Source organism: Variovorax sp. J22G73 (assembly GCF_030317035.1).
Lineage (GTDB): Bacteria > Pseudomonadota > Gammaproteobacteria > Burkholderiales > Burkholderiaceae_C > Variovorax.
This window is the reverse complement of the sequence record NZ_JASZYK010000008.1, coordinates 97,909-119,898: the sequence shown is the minus strand read 5'-3', so window position 1 is coordinate 119,898 and position 21,990 is coordinate 97,909. Positions and strand designations below refer to the sequence as shown.

Sequence of the window (21,990 nt, the reverse complement as noted above, 5' to 3'; positions counted from 1 at the left end):
AAACATGATGAACAGAACCGACCCCGTCTGGCTGATCACGGGCTGCTCCACCGGCTTCGGCCGCGAGCTCGCCAAGCTGGTGCTCGCGCGCGGCTGGCGCGCCGTGGTCACCGCGCGCAACCCGGTGCAGGTGGCCGACATTGCCGAAGGCCATGGCGACCGCGCGCTGGTCCTGCCGCTGGACGTGACCGTGCATGAGCAGGTCGCGCACGTGGTGGCGCAGGCCAGGCAGCATTTCGGCCGCGTCGACGTGCTGGTCAACAACGCGGGCTACGGCTACCTTGCCGCCATCGAGGAGGGCGACGACAAGGCAGTGCGCGACATGTTCGAGACCAACGTGTTCGGGCTGGTCGACATGACCAAGGCCGTGCTGCCGCTGATGCGCGCGCAGGGCAACGGGCTGGTGGTGAACGTGTCGTCCATCGGCGGGCTCTCCAGCTTCGCGGCCACGGGGTACTACCACGGCACCAAGTACGCGGTGGAGGGCATTTCGGAGTCGCTGGCCATCGAGCTCAAGCCGCTGGGCATCGGCGTGCTCATCGTGGAGCCGGGGCCGTTTCGCACGAACTGGGCGGGCCCTTCGATCCAGCAGTCGGCCACGCGCATCGAGGCCTACGACGCCACCGCGGGCGAGCGCCGCCGGCAGACCGCCGCGCGCAGCGGCAACCAGGCCGGCGACCCGGTGCGCGCGGCGCAGGCCATCATCGACGCCGCGCTGTCCGACAAGCCGCCGCTGCGCCTGGTGCTGGGCAAGGCCGCGCTCGACCTGGCGCGCAAGAAGCTGGAGTTCATGCGCGGTGACTTCGATGCGTGGGAGTCGACCACGCTGGGCGCGGACTTTCCGCCCGGGGAAGGCTGAGCGCGCACAGAGAGCGGCTGGGCGTTCAGGTCTGGATGTAGTCTGCTGTTCCGCTCGCCGCGGGCTGCGCCGGTTGCGGCTCGCCGATCATCTCGCGCAGCGTGGCCTCGATGGTGCTCGACATCGCGTCCAGTGCCAGGTCGTTGGGCTGCGTGCCGAAGGGCTCCTCGATCTCCGCGCCCAGCGCTTCGAGCGCGAAGAAGGTGTACGCGATGAAGGCCACCACCACCGGCGTCATCGCGCCGATGGCGTCCACCAGCCCGAAGGGCAGCAGCACGCAGTACAGGTAGATGGTGCGGTGAATGATGACCGAGTAGGTGAACGGAATCGGCGTGCCCGCTATGCGTTCGCAGCCGCCCAGCGCCTCGGTGAGGCGGCCCAGCGGCACTTCCATGGCCTGCGCCAGCATCGGGTCGAGCTGGCCTCGCAGGCGCCTGTCGCGCAGCCATTCGCCCACCATCAGCAGCAACACGGCGGGCTTGAAGCGCGCAGGTTGCAGGCGCGCGCAGTCTTCGGGCGACAGCAGCCGCGCCAGGTCGGCGGCCGGGTCGGTGCCGCGCAGCTGGTGGCGCAGCGCATGCACGAAGGCGATGAGGCGATGCGTGGGCACGGCGGCATGGGCCTGCGCGTGGGTGCCCGCATCGGCCAGCGTGAGCACCTGCCGCACCAGCGAGCGCGTTTCGTTCAGCAGCGCGCCCCACAGCGTGCGCGCCTCCCAGAAGCGCGCGTAGCTCGTGCCGTTGCGAAAGCCCAGGAAGATAGCCAGCGTCAGGCCGATGAGCGAGAAGGGCACGAAGTTCAACGGCACCTTCCACTGGAAGAGCCGCCCATGCAGCACGGTGACCAGCACCGCGAAGGCCGTGGTCCACAGCAACTGCGGCGCGATGTCCCTCAGGACCGAGCCGCGCCATACGAAGAGCATGCGCAGCCAGTGGGGGCGGGGTCGGACGATCATGGGGTGGCGATTATCCCCGTGGCGCGCTGCCCGCGGCCACCACCGGGGCTCCCCCGCTATAGCACGAACCAGCCCACCGCCACGTAGTGGCTCACCGTGCCCGCCAGCACGAACAGGTGCCACGCCCCGTGCGCGTGCCGGTAGCCCCAGCTGTTGCGATAGAAGAGCGTGCCCGTCGTGTAGAGCACGCCACCGACGAGCAGCCACGCAAGCCCGCCGCCGTCGAGCCGCGCGGCGAGCGGCACGGCGGCCAGCACGCCGACCCAGCCCATGCCGATGTAGAGCATGAGCGGCGGCTTCTGCGGCCCGGGCCGCGCGGTGTTCGGCGGCGCCAGCTCGCGCCAGATGCCATACAGCGCGGCGCCCCAGATCACCGCAAGCAGCAGCGCGCCCCACACGCCCTGCAGCGTGACCAGCGCGAACGGCGTGTAGGTGCCGGCGATGAGCAGGTAGATGGCGCAGTGGTCGGCCCGCTCCCACATGCGCTTTCGCTGCCCGCGCGTGCTGTGGTACAGCGTGGAGGCCGCGTACAGCGCCACGGCCGACAGCGAGAACACCACCGCGCCCGCGATGCGCGCGGGGTCGCCGCTGGGCACCGTCTTGGCCAGCAGCAGCACCGCGCCCGGCAGCGCGAGCAACAGCCCCAGCAGGTGGCTGTAGCCGTTGAGCCGCTCGCCCGGGTACATGCGCGTGCCGCCCGCCCGCCTGTCAGCGGCCGGTTTCCTTCAGGTAGGCCTGGCGCGCGGCGAAGGCGGTGTTCGCAAAGTCGGAGAACACGCCGTCGATGCCGGCGCGGAAGTAAGCCAGGTACTCGGGCGTCGGGTCGCCCTTGTACACGCCGGCCAGGTACTTTGCCTCGTTGCGGAAGGTGTAGCTGTGCACGAACAGGCCGGCCTTGTGCGCGTCGGCGATCAGCGCGGTGGGCTTGATGGTGTTCACGTCGGCCAGGCCCTTGTTGGGCGTGGCGAAGGGCACGATGGTGTGCAGCATGACCTGCGGCTTCCACGGGCCGATGCCGTCGGCATAGGTCTTCACCTCGGCCAGGCCGGCCGGCGTGAGCATCTCGCCGAAGAACTTCGGGTTGCCGGCCAGCGTCCAGCTGTAGGGGCGGCCGTCGACGAAGGTATAGACGTCGTTGGTCACGTAGATCATCTCGCCGGTCTGGTAGTTGACGTCGTTGCCGTCCACCAGCTGCACCGCGCGCGCCTTCAGGCCGGCCGAGCGCAGGTACTTCAGGCTCTCGGGCTCGAAGCTCTGCACGAAGATCGGCGCGTCCTTGCGGTTGAGGTCGTTGAAATTCATGATCTTGAGCAGCGCGTCTTCCAGCGGGTGGCTGCCCACCGGGCCGCAACCGTTGGCAATGGCCTGCGCGTTGTTCCAGATCGGGTTCTTCGTCTCCGGGTACACCGTGAGCGCGCGGCCGGTGGAGGCGCTCTTGGCCTTGGCGATGTCGATGACCTCCTGGAAGCTCAGGATCGGCAGCTTGCCGTTCAGGTCGGTGGGGCGCTGGTCCTTGGCGTCGTAGGTGGTGCCGCGGATCCACTGGCGCAGCTCGTCCATGGTGAAGTCGGTGATGGACCAGTCGTTGGTGTGGTCCTCGCCGTCGACCACGAGCGACTTCAGCACCGATTTCGGATCGGCCGGGTCGGTCAGGTCGCTGTTGTACTTGGCCGGGCCGTTGGCGGCGATGGGCGGGTACTTCACGTCGACCAGCACCGGCGGCACGGTGCGCTTGCGGCCGGCGACGGTGGCGTTGGTCTTGGCGACGTCGACCACGTTGGTGTTGTCGCTGAGCCAGGGGTTGTGGCGGGCGACGAGCACGCAGTCCTTCGTGAGGTGCAGGTCGGTCTCCAGCGAATCGGCGCCGGCGTCGGCCGCGGCTTCGTACGATGCTTTTGTTTCTTCCGGATACAGGCCCGGCAGGCCACGGTGGCCGATGACCAGGGGCACCGAGCCGTCGAGCGTTCCCAGCGGCGAAGGCATGGGGGCCGGCGCGGGCGCGGGGGCCGGTGCGGGCGGCAGCACAGGGAATACGATGCCGTTGCCATTGCCGTTACCGCCGCCACAGGCGGCGATCACGAGGCAGCCACCGAGCGCGGCGAAGGCAGCGCGAACGGGGCGGGGGGCGGGTGCCGGGGTGCTCTTCTTGGTCATGTGCGTTCTTGGAGTGGTTGTAAAGACAAAGATCGGAAGGAGATCGAAAGCCGCCGGATGCTAGGTTTGGCCCATGACGGGACGGTGACCGCAGCGGCGTCGCAGAATCACGAACCCGCCCCTTTGCCGCTCCTTGCCGCCCTTTTGCCGACCCTTCGCCGGGCCCGCCGACTTTTCGAGATCGATGCCATGCCGCTTCCTCGCTTGCCCACCTCGCATGCATTGCGTGCATTGCATGCCTTGCCCGCATTGAGGGGCGGCCTGCTGGCCCTGCTCGCCGCGGCCCTCTTCGGCATTAGCACGCCGCTGGTGCAGCGCGCCGGCGAAGGCCTGGGCGCCTTCACCACGGCGGCGCTGCTCTATGCCGGTGCCGCCTGCATGGGCGCCTGGCTGCGCAGGCCCGTGGAGCGCGAAGCCGCCGTGCGCCGCGCCGACCTGAAGCGGTTGTGGTGCATGGCTCTGTTCGGGGCCGTCGTCGGGCCGGTCGCGCTTGCATGGGGCCTGCAGCACACCAGCGGCACCAGCGCCTCGCTGATGCTCGCGCTGGAAGCCCTCTTCACCGCCGTGCTGGCGCGCACGCTGTACCGCGAGGTGATGGACCGGCGCGTGGCGGCCGCGATGCTGTTGCTGCTCGCGGGCGGCCTGGTGCTGGTGGTCGACCGCGGACTGAGCGGCGGCGTGCAACTGGTGGGGCTGCTCGCCGTGCTGGCGGCCACCGCCGCCTGGGGCATCGACAACACCTTGTCGCGCGCGCTGGCCGAGCGCGATCCGGGCCAGGTGGTGCTCGGCAAGTCCGCGCTGGGCGCGGGCGCCACACTGGTGCTGGCGCTGCTGGCCGGCGAGCCGCTGCCGCATGTGCCGGCGGCGCTGGCGCTGTGGGTGATCGGTGCCTGCGGATACGGCCTGAGCCTGCGGCTCTACCTGCTTGCGCAACGGGCCTTCGGTGCGGCGCGCACGGGTTCGGTGTTCGCCTTCGCGCCCTTCATCGGCGCGCTGGTGGCCATCGGGCTGGGGGAGCGTGCCTTGAGCGTGGGCATGGCCGTGGGGGGCGTGCTGATGCTGGCTGGCGTGGTGCTGCACCTGGCCGAGTCGCACGGCCACGCGCACGACCACGAACTGATGGAGCACGAACACGCGCACCGCCACGACGACGGCCACCACGATCACAGTCACGACCCGATGCCCGCCGGCGAGCACAGCCATGCGCACCGGCACCTGCCGTTGCGCCATGCGCATGCGCACGTGCCGGACGCGCACCACGCGCACACGCACTGAGGCCTGTGTGGTGCTCCGGCGCTACAGCTGCGCGCGCTGGGCCAGCGCGCGTCACCTGCGTCGACGGTACGCTGACGTTGTAGCGGTCAGGCCGCCGGCGATACCGGGCGCGTTCCCACCAGCACCGGCTGAAAGAACGCATCGTCGATGCGCCGCACGTCCACCAGCCCGGCCTCGCGCATCAGCTCGCACAGCCGTGTGGTCGAGATGGCGTAGTACCGCGAGCGCATCACGCGCGTGCGCACGGCTTGCGTCGCGAGGTCTTCGGTGACGAAGAAGAAGCCCAGGTCATAGTGCGCGCCGCGGCCTTCGTCGTCGAAGTCCCACACCTGGAACAGCACGTGCCGCTGCCTGTCTTCTACGCGCGCGCCGTAGTGCTTCACGAGGTTGGTGCCACGCGGCTCCTGCGCGTAGTCGCGCACGCTCACCACGCAACCGCCGCCGGGGCGCAGGCAGGCGGCCATCTGGCGCAGGGCCGTGAGCAGGTCGTCGTCGGTCTGCAGGTGCGGCATCGAGTTGTCGCATGACATCACGATGTCGAAGCCGCCGCCGTGGTGCGTGTGCGCCTCGCGCATGTCGGCCACCGAGAAGGCGATGTCGAGGCCGCGCTCGCGCGCCTCGTGGCGCGCGCGCTCGACCTCGCGGGCGGACAGGTCCGACGCCGTGACCGCATGGCCGAGCGCCGCGAGGCCCAGCGCCTGCGTGCCGATGCCGCAGGACACGTCGAGCACCTTGCGCGGCACGCCGTGGCGTTGGTCTTGGCCGTCGGCGGCGGGCCATTCGCTGTCGATGAGGCGCGCGAGCTTCTCACCCTGCGCGGCGACGCTCTGGTTCCAGTCGGGGTAGATCAGGTGATAGAGCGGCGCGAGGTCGTCGTAGAAGTCAGTCATGAGGCGAGTGTGCGAGTGGCCTGGCATGGTACCGGTCGGCGCCCGAGGGCAGCGGCCGACAATACGCGCCACGCACCATGTTCAAGCACATTCCAGCCATCGCCTTCATCGCGTCCCTCGCGGCATCAGCCTTCTTCTTCTGGGCCTGGTATGAGCGCTACCTTCGCTGGGACTTCAACGAACTGGGCCGCTACTACGACGCAGACACGCAGACGGTCTACACCACAAGCGGCTTCGCTTGGGCATTGCCCGCCTTCGGCTGCCTGCTGCTGGCCGTGGCATTGCTGGCCCGCGCGTGGCGCCGACGCCGCAAGCGTTAGCGCCCGAAGCTGTTGACGTGCACTTCGACGATGTCGACGAACTCGGGCAGCTCGATCAGAAACTCAGCGTCCCGCGCCAGCGGCGCCACGCGCCGTGGATCGCCGCGCGTGGCGTGCATGGCCTGCATCTCTTCCATGGAGCGCCAGAACGACACGGTGCGGAACTCGGCGGTGTCGCCCTTGAGCTTGCGAAAGTACTGCACGCCGAGGCAGTCGGGCTTCTTCGCGATCTCGGTGATGCCGTGCTCGACGCTGTAGCGCAGGTACTCGTCGGCGCGCGCGATGGGTGTTCGGCCTTCCCAGATGCGACCGATCAGCGGGGTGGACAGCAGTTTGCATTCGACGGCCATGGGTGCTCCTTTCGATGGGTTCGCCTGTGCACATCGGGCGCACGTTGGCGCGCGACGAACGCCGTCGACGTAGGAGCGAACCAACTTCGGGTGCAAGCGAAGCCTTGTGCCGCGCCGCTCTAAAACCGCTCTAAAGCCGCTTGAAATCCGCTCGCAAACCGCCCTGAAAGGGCTTTCAGGCGGGCTCGAAAGCGCGCAGCAGCGCGTGCGACAGGTCGGCCACGAGCGCCTCGCGCTGCGGCGACGGCCGCCAGAACATGCGCCCCGCGACGCTGCCGGCGGCGGCCTCCCAGTCGGGATGGTTGCGCGACGGCTGCGCGCCGCGCACGGCGGCGGCCGCGGCGCTGGTCGTCGCATCGGCTCGGGCCTGCGCATCGCCGTTGGCGGATGCGTTCGCGGTTGCCTCCGCGTTGATGCGCTGCGTGGCCGCATGGCCGCGACGCTCCAGCGCCTGCGCGAGCTGCAGCTGCCATGTGGTCATCGCGAACAGCACCGCGTCTTCCACGGTGAGCTCGTGCATGTCGCGCAGCTTGTTCGCAATCTTGCGGCCCAGCGGGCCCCAGCCTTGCGACACCGCACCGCCGATGGCGCCGCCCAGCGCCGCGCCCGCACCGAGCGAGATGCCGGCCACCGCCAGGTCGGCCACCACGCCCACGGCCGCGCCGATGACCGCGCCCTTGCCCAGGCGCAGGCCCGCGTCCTTCATGGCCTCGGGGCTGAAGAAGTCCAGCGTCCAGCGGCCTGCGATGGCCTGCAGCGGGGCCTCGTCGGCGTCGCCCTGGCGAAAGCCGTAGAGCGCGAGCAGGTCGTCGGTACAGCGCTGGGCCTTGTCGAACACGGCCTTCTGCAAGGCCGCGACCAGCGCGTTGCGCCGCGCGGTGTCGGCGAACTCGGTGGCCGACACGGTGCGGCGCACCGCGGCGGCATCGACCAGCAGCTCGGCGATGCGCGCGCAGGCCGACTGGCGGCGCAGTGCCGCCTCGGCGGCCAGCGCGTCGACCACGCCGCGCAGCAGCTCGCGGCGCTCGCGCAGCAGCGTGGCCAGGTCGTTGTACAGGTCTTGTTCGGCGCCGACGAAGGGAGCGGCCGCGTCGAAACGCACCTGCACGTGCAGGCCGTAGGCCGACAGCAGCTCCCTCCACGCGGGCTCGCGGCTGGTGGTGTCGCGCACGAAGTTGAGCACCGGCAGCACCGGGCGCGCGCAGGAGTTGAGCAGCTCGATCTCGTCGCGGAACTTGGGCAGCACCGGTTCGCGCACGTCGATCACGAGGAAGGCGGCGTCGATGTCGAGCATGGTGCGCAGCACCTTGGCCTCCTGCTCGAACACGCCGTGGGCCTCGGGGCCCTGCAGGAAGCGGCGGATGCGCTCGGGCGGCGTGGCCTGTGTGGGATGCGCAGCCTGCGTGTCGAAGGCGGCGAGGTGCTCGCGCAGCGCGACGGCGTCTTCCAGCCCCGGCGTGTCGAAGAAGCGCACCGCGACCGCGCCGTTCACCTCGAGGTCGGCCGACTCGACATGGCGCGTGGTGCCGGGCCGGTCGGACACTTCGCCGAAATGCACGCGCCGCGTGAGCGTGCGCAGCAGCGATGTCTTGCCCGCGTTGGTGTGGCCGACGACGGCGATGCGGATGGGCTGCGCGCTCATGGCACGGGCGCGGTGTCGCGCAGGGCGGTGGCCAGGTGCTCGCTAGCTGTCACGCGTTGCAGGCCGGTGCCGTGCAGCCAGTCGCGCCAGCGCTGCGTGGCCGCAGCCTGGGGCGCGCCGGTCAGCCAGAGGCGGCATTCGCCGCAATGCGCCAGCACTTCGCGCAGGAAGCGCTCCGTGCCGCGGTCGGGGCTCGATGCGGCATGGCACACCAGCAGCACGGTGCGCGGGTGGATGTGTGCCAGCTGGTCGAGCAACGCGCGGCGTGACGGCGCGCTGCCGTCGATGCGCTGGACCTGGATTGTGGGGAGGGCGGCCAATTCGGCGGGCGGCCAGGGCGTGTCCGGGGTGCTGGGCGGCAGTTCGAAACCGACGACGAACACCACGTCCTGCAGCTGCGCATCCGGCAGGCCGGTGGGCGTGGCGTCGTGCGCGCGGCCGGGGTCGGCATCGACGATGGCTGCCGGTGCCATCGCGGCGAAGCGGGCGAGCAGCTTGCGGTAGTAGGGCGCGCTCCAGTCGGGCTGCAGCGCGCGGCGCCGGCTGCGCCACACGGCCGCGCTCCACAGCGCCAGCGCCACGCGCGGCATCAGGCCGTACACCACGATGCATCCGGTGAGCCACAGCGCCCAGGTGCGCTGCCCGCCCGCGCTGGCGGCGCCGGGCGCGGTGGCCAGCACGGTGGCCGCGTCGGGCACGGGGAAGCCGAGCTTCGCGGGCGCCCAGCCCAGCGTGTGCACGGCCTGCACGAAGAAGGCCGGATCGAGGATCGTCGTTTCCCAGCTCAGCGTGTAGCTGCGGAACGCGAGCGCGAACAGCATGGCCGCCAGAACAACCGCGAACGACAGCGACCAGATGCCATGGCTCACCAGCCCGAAAGCCCAGGGCAGCAGCCGCGCGCGCGAAAGCAGGCCGGTGGCCGCGCGCAGCAGCACCGGCGCCTGGCCCCGCTTGCCACCCGCGACGCGCGCGGTGAGCGACAGCCAGATCCAGCCGAGCGACGCGCTGCCGAAAAAGCCCAGCGGCAGCCACAGGCCGACGAGCCACAGCAGCAGCGTGAGCGCATGCAGCCCCAGCAGGCTGACCAGCGCGACGATCACGTTGATATGGCGCTCGCCGCCGCCGACCACGTTGCCTGCGAGGCCGAGGCCCGTCAGCACGATGAGCGCGACCATCGCCAGCAGCACCCACGGCGCCCATTGCCGGGCACGTTGCAGTTCAGGCTGGAGACCGATGCGTTCGCCGAGCTGCAAAGCGCGTTCCGTGACCTGGGCGTGGATGTAGGGGGTGCGCGAGGCGGCGGTGCGCATCGCCTGGGCGTCGTCGAGCGGGCCGCTCTGTTCGGTCCAGCGGATCGCCTCGCTGATGACCGCATCGTGGAAGGCGGGTGCGGCGGTCGCGGCGAATGCAGCTGGCGTCTCGGGTGTCTCGGGTGTCTTGGGTTCTTGCAGCGCGGTCGCGGTGTTGGTCAACAGGGTCCCTTTGCTGGTGAGTGTCCGCGCGGCGGCGGGGCGCGCAAATTATGCCCGGCACGTACGCCCGCTATTCATGCCGGCGACGCCTTGCGGCCCTCGGGGCTCTCCACCCGGCGCGCCCATGAGAAACGGGGCCGCAAGCGGCCCCGTTCGCAAGGGGAACAAATGGAGGCGGCGCGTGCCCAGTCTCAGCGAAGGCCGAAGAACGAAAGCACCGCGACAACGACCACGACCAGACCGACGATGTAGATGATGGAATTCACGCGAAGGCTCCTGTGTGTTGAATATGTATTCAGCTTCGCCGCATGGGGGCTTCTTGACTGTCGGCAAGCAGCGGCGTGTGGTGTAGGACTCGCGAAGCGAACGCGTCAGGGTGACCACGGCATTTCTGCGCCGTGCCTGCCTTTCCCTTTCGAGGCGCCGCGGATGTGACCATTGTTTGCAATGGGCAACCACGCACGACGCAAGACTCTGGCCCTCCTTCGCCATGCCTGCCAGGGTCTTCCCATGCCACCCCACGCGCCTTCCGTCCACCCTGTTTACTCTGTTCACCCTGCCCACCCCGGCGCCCGCCTGCCGCGCATGCCCAACGCCCAGCCCCTGCGCGTCAATGCGCACCTGCTGCCCACGCTGTCCGACCGGCTGCGCGACGAGGCCTCCAGCCGCACCTTGGAGCAGCCTTCGGACTACACCGTGACACCTGCGCAGATGCGCGACATCCTGCAGCGCGACCTGGCCTTGTTGCTGAACACCACCAATGCCGAAGACCTGATCGACCGCAAGCGCCACGCGCAGGCGGCTTCGTCGACCGTCAACTTCGGCGTGCCGCCGCTGGCGGGCAGCTACCTGTCGGAGCGCAAGTGGGCCGACATCGAACGCATCATTCGCCGCGCCGTGCTCGACTACGAGCCGCGCCTGATGCCGCAGACGCTCTCGGTGGTGCCGCTCACGAAGGAAGAGGGCGCGGCGCAGGGCTGCAACGTGCTGCTGTTCGAGATTCGCGCGCTGATCGACCTGCGGCCCTATCCGCTGGAGTTCACGGTGCAGAGCGCGGTCGACCTGGAAACGAACCGCATGAGCGTGCTGCACGCGGCGCGCTGAACCCTCCCCGGCCGTGCCGGGCTCCGTCGACACCACCCTTCTTTCCTCGCTCGCTTGCTTTCAATTTCCTTTCACCCGTTTCAGGACGCCTCACCCCCATGGACCCGCTACTCCTCGACTACTACAACAAAGAGCTGGTCTACATGCGCGAGGCGGCGAGCGAGTTCGCCAGCGCGCACCCGAAGATCGCGCGCCGCCTGGGCATGCACGGCATCGAGGTGGCCGACCCGTATGTGGAGCGGCTCATCGAGTCGTTCAGCTTTCTGTCGGCGCGCATGCAGATCAAGCTGGACGCGGAGTTTCCGCGCTTCGCGCAGCGGCTGCTCGAGGTGCTCTACCCCAACTACCTGCGCCCCACGCCCTCGATGGCCGTGGCGCAGCTGCACCCCAGCGTGAAGGAAGGCGACTTCACCCGCGGCTTCGTGGTGCCGCGCGGCACCGCCTTTCATGCGCGCGTGCCGGCCGGCGAGGAAACGCCGTGCGAGTTCCGCTCCAGCCAGGACGTGACGCTGTGGCCCTTTGAAATTGCCGACGCCCGCCTGACCGGCGCGCTGCCCGACATTCCCGCGCTGGAGCGCTACCTGCCGCCGCATGTGCAGGTGACGGGCGCGCTGCGGCTGCGGTTGCGCATCGTCGGCGAGATGAACTTCGCGGCGCTGGCGGGGCTCGACCGCCTGCCCATCTACCTGCGCGGCAACGAGCAGGTGGCTTCGCACCTGTTCGAGCTGCTGCACACCTCGGCCGTGGCCACCTTCGTCGGCGAGCCCGGCAAGCTGGCCGACCGGCCGCACGTGGTGACCGAGGGTGCGCTGGTGCACGAAGGCCTGGCGCCTGGTGAAGGGCTGTTGCCGCTCGAATGGAACACCTTTCACGGCCACAACCTGCTGCACGAGTACTTCGCGTGCCCCGAGCGCTTCTACTTCTTCGCGCTCACGCAGCTGGCGCCGGGCCTGGCGCGGGTGCAGGGCAAGGAGGTGGAAATCGTCGTGCTGCTGGGCAAGCCGCCGGGGGCGCTGGGTGCGCTGGTCGACGCGGGGCAGTTCGCGCTGTTCAGCACGCCGGTGGTCAACCTGTTCGAGCGGCGCACCGACCGCATCGAGCTCGACGAAGCCCAGCCCGAATTCCACCTGGTGCCCGACCGCTCGCGGCCGCTCGATTTCGAGGTGTATTCGGTCAAGCGCATCGCGGGCCAGCAGGCGCAGACCACGGCCGAGCTGGAGTTTCGTCCGCTGTACCAGACGCTGAACGAAGACGAGGGCAACCACGGCCGCTACTTCTCGGTACGCCGCGAGCCGCGCCTGGCGTCGGCCAACGCGCGCAAGTACGGCACGCGCACGCCGTACATCGGCACCGAGGTGTTCCTGTCGCTGGTCGACCAGCACGAGGCGCCGTACCCCGAGAGCCTGCGCTACCTGTCGGTGAAGGCGCTGCTCACCAACCGCGACCTGCCTTGCCTGGTGCCGCGCAACGGGCATTCGGACCTGGCCGTGTCCGACTCGGTGCCGGTGTCGGCGGTGGGGCTCATTCGCCCGCCGAGCACGCCCAAGTCGCCGTTCGCGCAGCGCGAGATCGCGTGGCGGCTGATACGCCAGCTCGGTTTCAACCACCCGCCGCTGGCCGACATGCCGCACCGCGAGGGCGCGCAGGCGCTGCGCGACATGCTGCGCCTGTTCGTCACCGCCGACAACGACGTGCTGGCCCGCCAGATCGACAGCCTGGTCGGCTCGCGCATCGAACCCGTCACGCGCCGGCTGCCGGGCGCGGGGCCGCTCATCTACGGGCGCGGCGTGCAGTGCACGCTGCGGGTCGACGAAGAGGGCTTTTCGGGCACCCGCCCCTACCTGTTGGGGCTGGTGCTGGAGCACTACCTGGCGCGGCACGTGAGCATCAACGTGTTCACGCAGACGGTGATCGAATCGATGCAGCGCGGCACGGTGGCGAAGTGGCCGGTGCGCATGGGCTGGCGGGGCATCGTCTGAGGCGAAGCCCCCCTTGCTACAGCCCTCAGTCCTCCAGCGCTTCAGCGCTTTTTGACGGGCCCCAGCGCCTGCTCGATCAGCCAGCGCATCGCCGCGCGCACCTCCTTCGCGTCGGCGCCCGCATCGATCTCCAGCGCGGCGCGGTCGAAGGCAGCCGATAGCAACTGCGACAGCGCATCGACAGCCACTTCGCCGCGCCCCATGCCGGCGCGCTGCAGGCCCTGGCGCAGTGAATGCGCGGCGTTGGCGTCGTCCATGGCCATGACCTCGGCCATGCCCAGCACGGCCGGTCCGTCGACCAGCAGCAGCCGCGTGCGGCCCGGCACGGTCATGGCGTCCAGGTAGGCATCGGCACCTTGCAGCAGGGCCTCGCGCGGGCCCAGTCGCTCGGGCGTGGCGGCCTCGATGTCGGCGGCCACGGCAACCGCCTCGCGCAGCAGCACCTGGCGGAACAGGTCGCGCTTGTCCGCGAAGTGGTGGTACAGCGCGCCGCGGGTGATGCCCGCGGCCACGGCAATCTCGGGAGTGGAGGTGTCGCCATAGCCTTTGCCGACGAAGAGCGCGCGGGCGGCTTCGAGCAAGGCCAGCTGGGTGGTTTCGGTGCGTTCGCGGTTGGTGGCCATGCGGCGTAATTTACATGCAGGCTGTCTGTAGGTTAGTATTTAACGTACGTACAGCCTGTATGTTTGCGTGTTGTGTTTCGGCTTCGTACGTTGTCTTGTTTGTTTGAAAGGACGCACCATGAAAGTCACGAGCTACTACCCCGTCGTCATGACCGCCGCCGTCGCGGCCACCGCCGATTTCTACCGCTCTCATTTCGGCTTCGTGCCGCTGTTCACGAGCGACTGGTATGTGCACCTGCAGCTGGCCGGCGAGCCCTCGGTGAACCTCGCCGTGCTCCAAGGCAGCCACGAGACCATTCCCGAGCCGGCACGCGGCCAGACCGTGGCCGGCCTGCTGCTGAACTTCGAGGTGGAAGACGTCGATGCGGTGCACGACCGGCTCGCGGCGGCCGGCCTGCCCATTCTTCTTTCATTGCGCGACGAGGCTTTCGGCCAGCGCCACTTCATCACGCGCGACCCGAACGGCGTGCTGATCGACATCGTCAAGCCGATCGCGCCGAGCGCGGAGTTCGCCGCGCAGTACGAGGCCGGCGCGCTGCCCACGTGACGTGACGCGGCGCGGCCCGCGTTGATTCAAAGGCCGCGGTGCCGCTCAGCGTTCCGCTGCGCGCCGCGGCAACTCGCAGGCCCGCCGGCGCTCCCGCCCGTTCGTCAGGTGCAGCCGCATGGCGGCCCGCGCGGCGTCCGCGTCTTGCCGCGAGATGGCCTCGAAGATGTCCCGGTGCTCGTCGGCCACCTGCTTCGTCCACAGCGCGCCCTGCGTGGCACGACCTGCCGCAACCAGCAAGGCCGTGGGAACGCAGCGCGGGCCCAGCGCCTCGAGCACCGCCGCGAAGTGCGGGCTCTGCGAGGCGCGCGCAATCTCGAGGTGGAACTGAAAGTCGGCGAAGGCGGTGTCCACGTGCTGTGCCTTCGCGGTGTCGATGGCATCGAGCGCGCGCTTCAGCGACGCCAGGCCGCTCGCGCTGCGCCGTTGCGCCGCCAGCGCGGCGGCTTCGGTTTCCAGCCCGATGCGCAGTTCGATCAGCGCCACGGCCTGCGGCAGGCTGTCGTCCGGGCCGCTGTCGACACGAAACGCCCGGGCCCGCGACGCGCCGGTGACGAAGCTGCCGACGCCGCGCTGCGCCCGGACCACGCCCGCCGCCTGCAGCTTCGACAGCGCCTCGCGCACCACGGTTCGGCTCACGCCGAACTCGCGCATGATCGCCGCCTCGGTCGGCAGCTGGTCGCCCGCGCGCAGCGGGCCGACCCGGATGCGCTGGTTCAGCGCGTCGGCGATGCCGGCGCTCAGGCTGCGCGGGCGTGTCGGGTCGAGCAGCTTCATGGGCGGCGCAGTTCGGGGGTGCAGGCTGTTTGCCGGCCGCTATTCGGCCTTGATGTTGTTGTCCTTCACCACCTTGCCCCAGCGCTGCGTCTCGGTGTGCATCCACTGCGAGATCTGCTGGCGCGTCATGGGCGAAGGCTCGGAGCCCAGCTCCTGCAGGCGCTTGGCGAAGCCGGGTTGCGCCACGACGTGCTGCACGGCCGCCTGCAGCTTGTCGAGCACGGCGGGCGGCGTGTTGCCGGGCGCCAGCAGGCCCTGCCATGAACCGGTGACGAAGTCGGGAATCTGCGAGGCGACGGTCGGCACGCCCGGCGTGGCCGCGAAGGGCTTGGCGCTGGTGACCGCGATGGCGTTGACCTTGCCGCCCTGCACCAGCGCGTTGGTGGCGACCACGCTCGCCATGGCGCTGTCGATCTGCCCGCCCGCCAGGTCGGCCAGCGCCTGCGAGCCGCCCTTGTAGCCGATCACGTTGAACGCCAAGCCGCGGTCCTGCGCCAGCAGGATGCCCGCGAGCTGGCTGATGGACGCGAGCGGCGTGCCGAAGCTCACGGGCTTGCCGCTCTTCTTGGCGTAGGCGGCGAGTTCGTCGATGGTCTTCACGGGCAGGTCCTTGCGAACGACCAGCAGGTGCGGCGAATAGGCCGGAATCGCGATGGGCACCAGGTCTTTCTCGGGGTTGTAGCTCAGCTGCGGCACTACGCTCGGGCCGATGGTGAGCACGCTCATGTCGAGCAGCAGCAGGTTGTAGCCGTCGGGCGCCGACTTGGCCACGAAGGCCGCGCCGATGTGCCCGTTGCCGCCGGCCTTGTTCTCCACGATGACGGGCTGCTTGAACATCTCGCCCAGTTCCTTGGCCAGCAGGCGGCCCAGCACGTCGGAGGTGCCGCCGGGCGGGTTCGGCACCACGATGCGGATCATCTTGGTGGGGTAGCTGGCCGCCGCGTCCTGCGCGCGGGCCGGCAGGCAGGCGCCGGCCAGCAGAGAGGCCGCGGCCATGCCCAGCAGGGCGCGCCGGGCCTTGGTGCGGTGGGCGCCAGGAGCGAACAGGGGAATCGATGTCTCGGCTTTCATGGGTGTCTCCGTTGGATGTGTGTGGACCGGAACGCGGGGCCGTGAATGGCCGAGGAGCGAAATCTGCGGCGGCCGCTCAGCGCGCCGTGTGGATCACGTTGCGCAGCGGCTCGCCCTGCCGAAGCCGCGCGATGTTGTCCGCCATGAAGCGGTAGCGCCGCTCGAGCAGCGCGGGCGTGATGGCCGAGATGTGCGGCGTGGCGCGCACGTTGGGCAGCGCGTGCAGCGGCCAGCGCGAAGGGGCGACCGGCGGCTGGCCCTTCTTCGGGTACCGGTACCAGACGTCGAGCACCGCGCGCCCCAGGCGGCCGTCGCGCAGCGCCTCGTACAGCGCGGGCTCGTCGACCACCTCCGCGCGCGCCACGTTCACCAGCAGCGCCTGCGTGGGCAGCAGCGCCAGCTGGCGCGCGCCGATGAGCCCGCGCGTGCTGTCGTCCAGCGGGCAGCACACCACCAGCACCTGCGCGCGCGGCAGCACCTCGTCGAGCGCCGACACCGCGACGAACTCGTGGGCCAGGGGCTCGGCCAGCGCGGGTGCTTGCCGGCCGCTGCGCGTCACCGCGATCACGTGCATGCCGCAGGCCCGCGCGCGGCGCGCGATTTCCTGCCCGATGTGGCCGAAGCCCAAAATCGCAACCGTCTTGCCGTGCGCCTCGTCGTGCGGTGCGCGCTGCGCGTAGGCCTGTGCCCAGGCGTCGGCGTCCAGTGTCTGCGGGTACTGCCACAGCCGCAGCGAATGCTCCAGGATGGCGTGCAGCACGAACTCGGCAATCGGCACCTCGTGGCCGTGCACGTTGCACACCGTGGTGCCCGCGGGCAGCGACTGCATCGCGATCTCCTCCGACCCCGCGCCGGGCACCTGCAGCAGTCGGCAGCGCAGGCGCGCGGCCTCGCTGTCGCTCACGCTGTTGGCGATGACCACGTCCGCGGCGATGGCGCCGGCCTCGGGGAAAGCCTGCAGCGCTTCGACCTCGTGCCCGGGGCCGAGCAGGGCGCGCAGGCGGGGCGCGTGGGGCGCATGGAGCCCGACGATCTGGATGTGCATGGGAAAAAGCCTTGTGTTCTGAAAAGGAGGAGGCGGCGGCGCGCGGTATCGGCTTGCGGGCAGTGCGCGATCGGTGATCGGCTATCGGCTCTCGCGCACCACAAGGTCGGGCCGCTGCTTGAAGGCGTCCTGCAGCCGCGTGCCCAGTCCGGGTGTCGCGGGCGGCTGGGCCATGCCCTCGCGGATCACCGGCAGCTCGGTGACGATGTCGCGGTACCAGGTCGCCAGCGTGGCGCGCACCACTTCCTGGTAGATGGCCGTGGGCGCGTGCAGCGCCATCTGCAGCCCGGCCATCAGCGTGACCGGGCCGGTGCAGTCGTGCGGCGCCAGCGGGCGGTTGTAGGCCTGCGCCAGCGCGGCGATCTTGCGGCCCTCGGTGAAGCCGCCGCACCAGGCCAGGTCGAGCATGACCACGTCGAGCGCGTCGTTGGCCAGCAGGTCGCGAAACGGGCGCAGGCCGCCCAGGGTCTCGCTGCCGCACACCGGCACCCGCGTGCGGCGGCGCAGGTCGGCAAGGCCGGCGCTGTCGTCCATCTTGCACAGCGGGTCTTCCACCCAGAACACGTCGAATTCCTCCAGCGCCTGGCAGATGCGCAGCGCCGAATGGCCGCCGAACAGGCTGTGCAGCTCGCACATCACCTCGATGCGGTTGCCCACGGCCTCGCGGATATTGCGAAAGGGCTCCAGGCCACGGTCGAGGTCGGCCAGGCCGATGAGCTGGCCGCCGCTGGCAGGCGCGTAGATGTCGAAGGGCCAGATCTTCCCATGGCCTTGTAGCCCTCGTCGAGCAGGCTGCGGGCGAGCGCGCCGGCGTCGCGCATGAACGCCACCTGGTCGTCATAGGGGCCCTGGGGCTCGTCGTGCGCGCCGATGTCGCGGCGCTGGCCGTTGGTGTTGAAGGCGTAGCCCGCGCAGGTGTTGTAGACCGGCACGCTGGGGCGCGCCAGGCCGCCCAGCGCCTCGTGCACGGGCACGCCCTGGCGCTGGCCGGCCAGGTCCCAAAGGGCGATGTCGACCGCGCTGGCCGAGCGCACTTCCACCCCCGAGCTGTTGTAGCCCACGTAGGGTGTGAGCAGGTGGCGCGAAATGCCTTCGATGTGCCGCGCGTCGCGCCCCAGCAGCCAGGGCGCGAGCTCTTCGTGCAGGCAGGTTTCCACCGAGGCCGCGCCGCGAAAGGTCTCGCCGAGGCCGACGAGGCCGTCGGCCGTTTCCAGCTCCAGCCAGATCAGGCTGGGCCGCTCCGGCAGGCGGTAGGTGCGCAGGCAGCGAATGAAAGACATGATTTACAGCTTTTTATATCTTTGCCAAGATAGTTCCCTCGGGTGAGTGGTTCTGGTGCTGAAATGAATTGTCTTCTTCGGAATTGGCCCGCCAATCACCGAATACCCTGTAAATACCTGTTATATGAAAACACCTGTTTCAGCCCCGTCGGACGCCGCCTTGCATGCGCCGAAAGCCGAGCGCCTTCTGGGCGACAAGGTCTATGAAGATTTGCTGCAGCTGCTGGGCACGCCGGGTTTCGAGCCGCGCGCGCGGCTTCCGGGGGAAACGGCGCTGTCGCAGCGCCTGGGGGTGTCGCGCCCGGTGCTGCGCCAGGCGTTGGCGCGGTTGCGCGAAGAAGGGCGCCTCTACGCGCGCAAGGGCTCGGGCAATTTCGTGACCGATGCGCTGCCGCAGGCCAAGCCCATTTCGCTGAGCACGCTGGAGAACATCGCGGACATCCGCGCGTTCCTCGAATTTCGCTGCTTCATGGAAGGCGAGGCCGCCGCCCGCGCCGCGCGCATGCGCACAACCGACGACATGCACCACATACGCCGATGCCGCGAGCGCTTCGAGCAGGCGCTGGTGGACGGCAGCGACGCCGTGGAAGAAGACGTGGCCTTCCACGACGCGGTGGCCCAAGCTTGCGGCAACCGCTTCTTCAGCATGACGATGACGGCCCTGGCGCCGCAGACGCGCTTCAGCATCGGGCTGTCACGCAGCCTGTCAGGGCGCCCGCAAGGCGAGCGGCGCGCCGTGGTGTACCAGGAGCACACGGCGGTGGAAGAGGCCATCGAGCGGCAGGACGCCGATGCGGCGCGCCAGGCGATGGAGGCGCATCTGCGCGGGGGCATTGCGCGGTTGTTCGGGCAGCCGGGCTGAGAGCCGCGGTGCCTCGCGTCGGGGCACTGCCGCGGCCCCAGGCCCCCACTCCCCCGACCCGGGGCTTCAGGCCTTGATCGCCTCGCCTTCGTCGAGGTCTTCACCCAGAAAACCGCCGCTCTGGTGCGCCCAAAGCCGCGCGTAGAGCCCGCCCTGCGCCATCAGCGTGCGGTGGTCGCCTTCTTCCACCACGCGGCCTTCGTCGAGCACGATGAGCCGGTCCATCGCCGCGATGGTCGACAGCCGGTGCGCAATCGCGATCACGGTCTTGCCTTCCATCAGCGCGTACAGGCTCTGCTGGATGGCGGCCTCCACCTCGGAGTCGAGCGCGCTTGTGGCCTCGTCGAGCAGCAGGATGGGGGCGTCCTTCAGCATCACGCGCGCGATGGCCACGCGCTGGCGCTGGCCGCCCGAGAGCTTCACGCCGCGCTCGCCCACGTGCGCCTCGTAGCCGCGCCGCCCGCTCGCGTCGCCCAGCGTCTGGATGAAGTCGTGCGCCTCGGCACGCCGGGCGGCCGCTTCGATCTGCGCGGGCGTGGCGTCGGGCCGGCCGTAGGCCACGTTGTCGGCCACCGAGCGGTGCATGAGCGAGGTGTCCTGCGTGACCATGCCGATGTGGCTGCGCAGCGAGTCCTGCGTGGCGTGCGCGATGTCCTTGCCGTCGATGAGGATGCGGCCGCTCTCCAGGTCATGAAAGCGCAGCAGCAGGTTCACCAGCGTCGACTTGCCCGCGCCCGAGCGCCCGACCAGGCCGATCTTTTCGCCGGGCTTCACCGTGAGGTTCAGGTCGTCGATCACGCGGCGCGTCGCGTCGCCGTACTTGAAGCTCGCGTGCTCGAAGCGCACTTCGCCGCGCGGCACCTTGAGCACCGTGGCGTCGGGCGCGTCGAGCACGGTGCGCGGGCGCGACAGCGTCTTCATGCCGTCCTGCACCGTGCCGATGTTCTCGAACAGGCTGGTCATCTCCCACATGATCCAGTGCGACATGCCCTGCAGCCGCAGCGCCATCGCGGTGGCCGCGGCCACCGCGCCCACGCCGACCGCGCCGTTCGACCACAGCCACAGCGCCATGCCCGCCATGCCCGCGGTAAGGCCCATGCTCAGCGTGTGGTTGACGATTTCGAACGCGCTCACCAGCCGCATCTGGCCGTAGCCCGTGTGCATGAACTCGCGCATGGCGTCGCGCGCGAAGCCGGCCTCGCGCTGCGTGTGCGAGAACAGCTTGACGGTGGCGATGTTGGTATAGGCGTCGGTCACGCGGCCGGTCATCAGCGAGCGCGCGTCGGCCTGCGCCTTGCCCACCTTGCCCAGGCGCGGCACGAAGTACACCAGCGCGCCGATGTACAGCACCAGCCAGATCAGGAAGGGCCACACCAGCTGCGCGTCGAGCACGCCCACCAGGATGATCATCGTGGCCACGTACACGCCCATGGCCACCAGCACGTCGGCCAGCACGAACACCGTCTCGCGCACCGCGAGCGCGGTCTGCATCACCTTGGCGGTGATGCGGCCGGCGAACTCGTCCTGGTAGAAGGCCATGCTCTGGCCCAGCATCAGCCGGTGAAAGTTCCAGCGCAGGCGCATCGGCAGGTTCACCGCCAGCGTCTGGTGCTTGACGATGGTCTGCAGCGCCACCACGCCGATGCTCACCACCAGGAACCCGGCCAGCCACAGCAGCGTGTCGCCGCGCTCGGCCCACAGCCGCGAGGGCACCTGCCCGCCGAGCCAGTCGACGATGCGCCCGAGGATGGCGAACAGCGCCGCCTCGAAGATCGACATGACGGCGGTGAGCACCGCCATGGCCGCGATCTTGCCGCGCACGCCGTGCGTGCAGGCCCACAGGAAGGCGAAGAAGCCCTGCGGGGGCAGCGTGGGTTCGGCGGCGGGGTAGGGGTGAAGTAGTTTTTCGAAGAAGCGGAACAAGGAAACTGTCTCCCAGAGAGCCCAAGACTTTAGCCGCGACTGTCGATGGCCTGGTGTTCCTGAAAAATTCCCCTATGGGGCGAGCGCCGGGCCTTGTCAGCCCGGCGCTCGCATGTGCACAGGCCCGCACCGCTGTCTTGGCGGGCACAACGCCATAAATATGAAACCCCACGCCGCTACATTGTTGAAAAGGCACTCGCAACAAGCAACCAATGTCATCTCAGCCCTGGGTCGAAACCATCTACATCGCGCACGGCGAACCCGACTGCCGCGTCTACGCCATGCCGTATCCCATGGGCCACAACCAGCGGCCTTCCGACATGCGCCTGAAGGAGCAGATGGACTGGCGGGAAGTCGCGAAGCTGGGGCCGGCGCAGGAGTTGATCTACATCGAGCCCGGCTATTCCGACCTGGCGGCGCGCATCGTCGGGCGGGAGAGCGGCGGGCATTTCCAGGTGACGCGTAACGCTGGGTGAGCCGGGGTGAACTCGGTGAGCTGGGCGGTGGTGCGCGCGGGCCTGCGCGCTCTCACGCGCATGCAGCGAGCTTTCCTGTCTTCGGCACCTTGGCCGCCTCCGCCATTTCGTTGATGACGTCGCGCGAACAGAAGTCCCGAAAGATGCGGTCGGGCTCCGTCAGGCAGTTGTCGGCCACCCGCGTGTCGCCGCGAATCAAGAGGAACTCATAGGCGGCGTCCGGCCGCGCGTTGTAGTCGCTCCACAGGAAGCGCTGCAAGGGGTGCTCGTTGGTCGCGAACCGAGGGATCTTGTTGTCGGTCGCCATCTGCCGCCCGCCACGCGGCGCCGGAAGGCAAAGCCCTTGAGGCCCTCACGGTCGGCATCGTCGAGGTGCAGCGCCAGCA

23 protein-coding genes are annotated in these 21,990 nt (G+C 69.6%); 8 read left to right on the top strand and 15 right to left on the bottom strand.

Annotated elements, in window-relative coordinates; genetic code table 11:
- Nucleotides 1–4 precede the first annotated feature (4 nt).
- Nucleotides 5–859: an oxidoreductase gene (locus QTI51_RS25915; RefSeq protein WP_286516585.1), complete on the top strand. Its 855-nt coding sequence runs from the start codon at nt 5–7 to the stop codon at nt 857–859.
- Between the two features lie 25 nt (nt 860–884).
- Here the strand turns inward: QTI51_RS25915 and QTI51_RS25910 are convergent, their stop codons facing one another.
- The 3 genes from QTI51_RS25910 to QTI51_RS25900 are packed head-to-tail and all read right to left on the bottom strand — an operon-like array spanning nt 885 to nt 3,968.
- Nucleotides 885–1,814, bottom strand: a complete 930-nt coding sequence (locus QTI51_RS25910) for a bestrophin family protein (protein WP_286516583.1) — start codon at nt 1,812–1,814, stop codon at nt 885–887.
- Nucleotides 1,815–1,870: 56 nt separating this feature from the next.
- Nucleotides 1,871–2,500, bottom strand: a complete 630-nt coding sequence (gene trhA, locus QTI51_RS25905; protein ID WP_286516582.1) for a PAQR family membrane homeostasis protein TrhA — start codon at nt 2,498–2,500, stop codon at nt 1,871–1,873.
- A 22-nt stretch (nt 2,501–2,522) separates the two neighbouring features.
- Nucleotides 2,523–3,968 (bottom strand): glycerophosphodiester phosphodiesterase family protein, encoded by a 1,446-nt coding sequence (locus tag QTI51_RS25900; protein ID WP_286516581.1) that lies wholly within the window; start codon nt 3,966–3,968, stop codon nt 2,523–2,525.
- A gap of 189 nt (nt 3,969–4,157) precedes the next feature.
- Between QTI51_RS25900 and QTI51_RS25895 the strand changes: the two genes are divergently transcribed.
- Nucleotides 4,158–5,243, top strand: coding sequence for a DMT family transporter (locus QTI51_RS25895; protein ID WP_286516580.1), 1,086 nt, complete (start codon nt 4,158–4,160; stop codon nt 5,241–5,243).
- 86 nt (nt 5,244–5,329) lie between these two features.
- Here the strand turns inward: QTI51_RS25895 and QTI51_RS25890 are convergent, their stop codons facing one another.
- Entirely contained in the window at nt 5,330–6,133 is an 804-nt protein-coding gene (locus QTI51_RS25890; RefSeq protein ID WP_286516578.1) for a class I SAM-dependent methyltransferase, read from the bottom strand.
- A gap of 77 nt (nt 6,134–6,210) precedes the next feature.
- Between QTI51_RS25890 and QTI51_RS25885 the strand changes: the two genes are divergently transcribed.
- Nucleotides 6,211–6,453 (top strand): hypothetical protein, encoded by a 243-nt coding sequence (locus QTI51_RS25885; RefSeq protein WP_286516576.1) that lies wholly within the window; start codon nt 6,211–6,213, stop codon nt 6,451–6,453.
- On the opposite strand, the gene QTI51_RS25880 is transcribed toward QTI51_RS25885, so the two are convergent.
- From QTI51_RS25880 to QTI51_RS25870, 3 genes are all read right to left on the bottom strand, one after another.
- Entirely contained in the window at nt 6,450–6,803 is a 354-nt protein-coding gene (locus QTI51_RS25880; RefSeq protein ID WP_286516574.1) for a hypothetical protein, read from the bottom strand. The two genes, QTI51_RS25885 and QTI51_RS25880, sit on opposite strands and share 4 nt — an antisense overlap.
- Before the next feature lie 175 nt (nt 6,804–6,978).
- On the bottom strand, nt 6,979–8,445 hold the full coding sequence (locus tag QTI51_RS25875) for a GTPase/DUF3482 domain-containing protein (protein ID WP_286516573.1): 1,467 nt from the start codon (nt 8,443–8,445) through the stop codon (nt 6,979–6,981).
- Nucleotides 8,442–9,917, bottom strand: coding sequence for a DUF2868 domain-containing protein (locus QTI51_RS25870; protein ID WP_286516572.1), 1,476 nt, complete (start codon nt 9,915–9,917; stop codon nt 8,442–8,444). Before QTI51_RS25870 ends, QTI51_RS25875 begins: the two co-directional genes overlap by 4 nt.
- 585 nt (nt 9,918–10,502) lie before the next feature.
- On the opposite strand from QTI51_RS25870, the gene tssE reads away from it, so the two are divergent.
- Together tssE and tssF are read left to right on the top strand one after the other, a co-directional pair.
- The gene (gene tssE / locus QTI51_RS25865) at nt 10,503–11,021 is read left to right on the top strand and encodes a type VI secretion system baseplate subunit TssE (protein WP_286516570.1); all 519 of its coding nucleotides are present in this window, start codon (nt 10,503–10,505) and stop codon (nt 11,019–11,021) included.
- A gap of 98 nt (nt 11,022–11,119) precedes the next feature.
- Nucleotides 11,120–13,000, top strand: a complete 1,881-nt coding sequence (gene tssF / locus QTI51_RS25860) for a type VI secretion system baseplate subunit TssF (protein WP_286516569.1) — start codon at nt 11,120–11,122, stop codon at nt 12,998–13,000.
- Between the two features lie 41 nt (nt 13,001–13,041).
- On the opposite strand, the gene QTI51_RS25855 is transcribed toward tssF, so the two are convergent.
- The gene (locus QTI51_RS25855; RefSeq protein ID WP_286516568.1) at nt 13,042–13,623 is read right to left on the bottom strand and encodes a TetR/AcrR family transcriptional regulator; all 582 of its coding nucleotides are present in this window, start codon (nt 13,621–13,623) and stop codon (nt 13,042–13,044) included.
- Between the two features lie 118 nt (nt 13,624–13,741).
- Between QTI51_RS25855 and QTI51_RS25850 the strand changes: the two genes are divergently transcribed.
- Complete coding sequence (locus tag QTI51_RS25850) at nt 13,742–14,170, top strand: VOC family protein (protein ID WP_286516566.1); 429 nt, start codon at nt 13,742–13,744, stop codon at nt 14,168–14,170.
- A 45-nt stretch (nt 14,171–14,215) separates the two neighbouring features.
- Here the strand turns inward: QTI51_RS25850 and QTI51_RS25845 are convergent, their stop codons facing one another.
- The 5 genes from QTI51_RS25845 to QTI51_RS25825 all read right to left on the bottom strand — a co-directional run bounded on the left by QTI51_RS25845 (nt 14,216) and on the right by QTI51_RS25825 (nt 18,343).
- Nucleotides 14,216–14,947 (bottom strand): FadR/GntR family transcriptional regulator, encoded by a 732-nt coding sequence (locus tag QTI51_RS25845; protein ID WP_286516564.1) that lies wholly within the window; start codon nt 14,945–14,947, stop codon nt 14,216–14,218.
- Nucleotides 14,948–14,986: 39 nt separating this feature from the next.
- Nucleotides 14,987–16,018: a Bug family tripartite tricarboxylate transporter substrate binding protein gene (locus QTI51_RS25840; RefSeq protein WP_286516563.1), complete on the bottom strand. Its 1,032-nt coding sequence runs from the start codon at nt 16,016–16,018 to the stop codon at nt 14,987–14,989.
- Between the two features lie 76 nt (nt 16,019–16,094).
- A complete protein-coding gene (locus QTI51_RS25835; protein ID WP_286516559.1) occupies nt 16,095–17,063 on the bottom strand; it encodes a 2-hydroxyacid dehydrogenase in 969 nt (322 codons plus the stop codon).
- An 81-nt stretch (nt 17,064–17,144) separates the two neighbouring features.
- Nucleotides 17,145–17,720, bottom strand: coding sequence for an enolase C-terminal domain-like protein (locus QTI51_RS25830; RefSeq protein WP_286516558.1), 576 nt, complete (start codon nt 17,718–17,720; stop codon nt 17,145–17,147).
- Nucleotides 17,699–18,343, bottom strand: a complete 645-nt coding sequence (locus tag QTI51_RS25825; protein ID WP_286516556.1) for an enolase-like domain-containing protein — start codon at nt 18,341–18,343, stop codon at nt 17,699–17,701. Before QTI51_RS25825 ends, QTI51_RS25830 begins: the two co-directional genes overlap by 22 nt.
- Nucleotides 18,344–18,503: 160 nt before the next feature.
- On the opposite strand from QTI51_RS25825, the gene QTI51_RS25820 reads away from it, so the two are divergent.
- Nucleotides 18,504–19,205 carry a FadR/GntR family transcriptional regulator gene (locus QTI51_RS25820; RefSeq protein ID WP_286516554.1) on the top strand — a complete coding sequence of 234 codons (702 nt, stop codon included), beginning with the start codon at nt 18,504–18,506 and terminating at the stop codon, nt 19,203–19,205.
- A gap of 66 nt (nt 19,206–19,271) precedes the next feature.
- Here the strand turns inward: QTI51_RS25820 and QTI51_RS25815 are convergent, their stop codons facing one another.
- On the bottom strand, nt 19,272–21,128 hold the full coding sequence (locus tag QTI51_RS25815; protein WP_286516553.1) for an ABC transporter ATP-binding protein: 1,857 nt from the start codon (nt 21,126–21,128) through the stop codon (nt 19,272–19,274).
- Between the two features lie 212 nt (nt 21,129–21,340).
- Here QTI51_RS25815 and QTI51_RS25810 point away from each other — a divergent pair, with 212 nt between their 5' ends.
- On the top strand, nt 21,341–21,604 hold the full coding sequence (locus tag QTI51_RS25810; protein WP_116911917.1) for a hypothetical protein: 264 nt from the start codon (nt 21,341–21,343) through the stop codon (nt 21,602–21,604).
- A gap of 52 nt (nt 21,605–21,656) precedes the next feature.
- Here the strand turns inward: QTI51_RS25810 and QTI51_RS25805 are convergent, their stop codons facing one another.
- Nucleotides 21,657–21,911 carry a hypothetical protein gene (locus QTI51_RS25805; protein WP_286516550.1) on the bottom strand — a complete coding sequence of 85 codons (255 nt, stop codon included), beginning with the start codon at nt 21,909–21,911 and terminating at the stop codon, nt 21,657–21,659.
- Nucleotides 21,912–21,990: the final 79 nt, after the last annotated feature.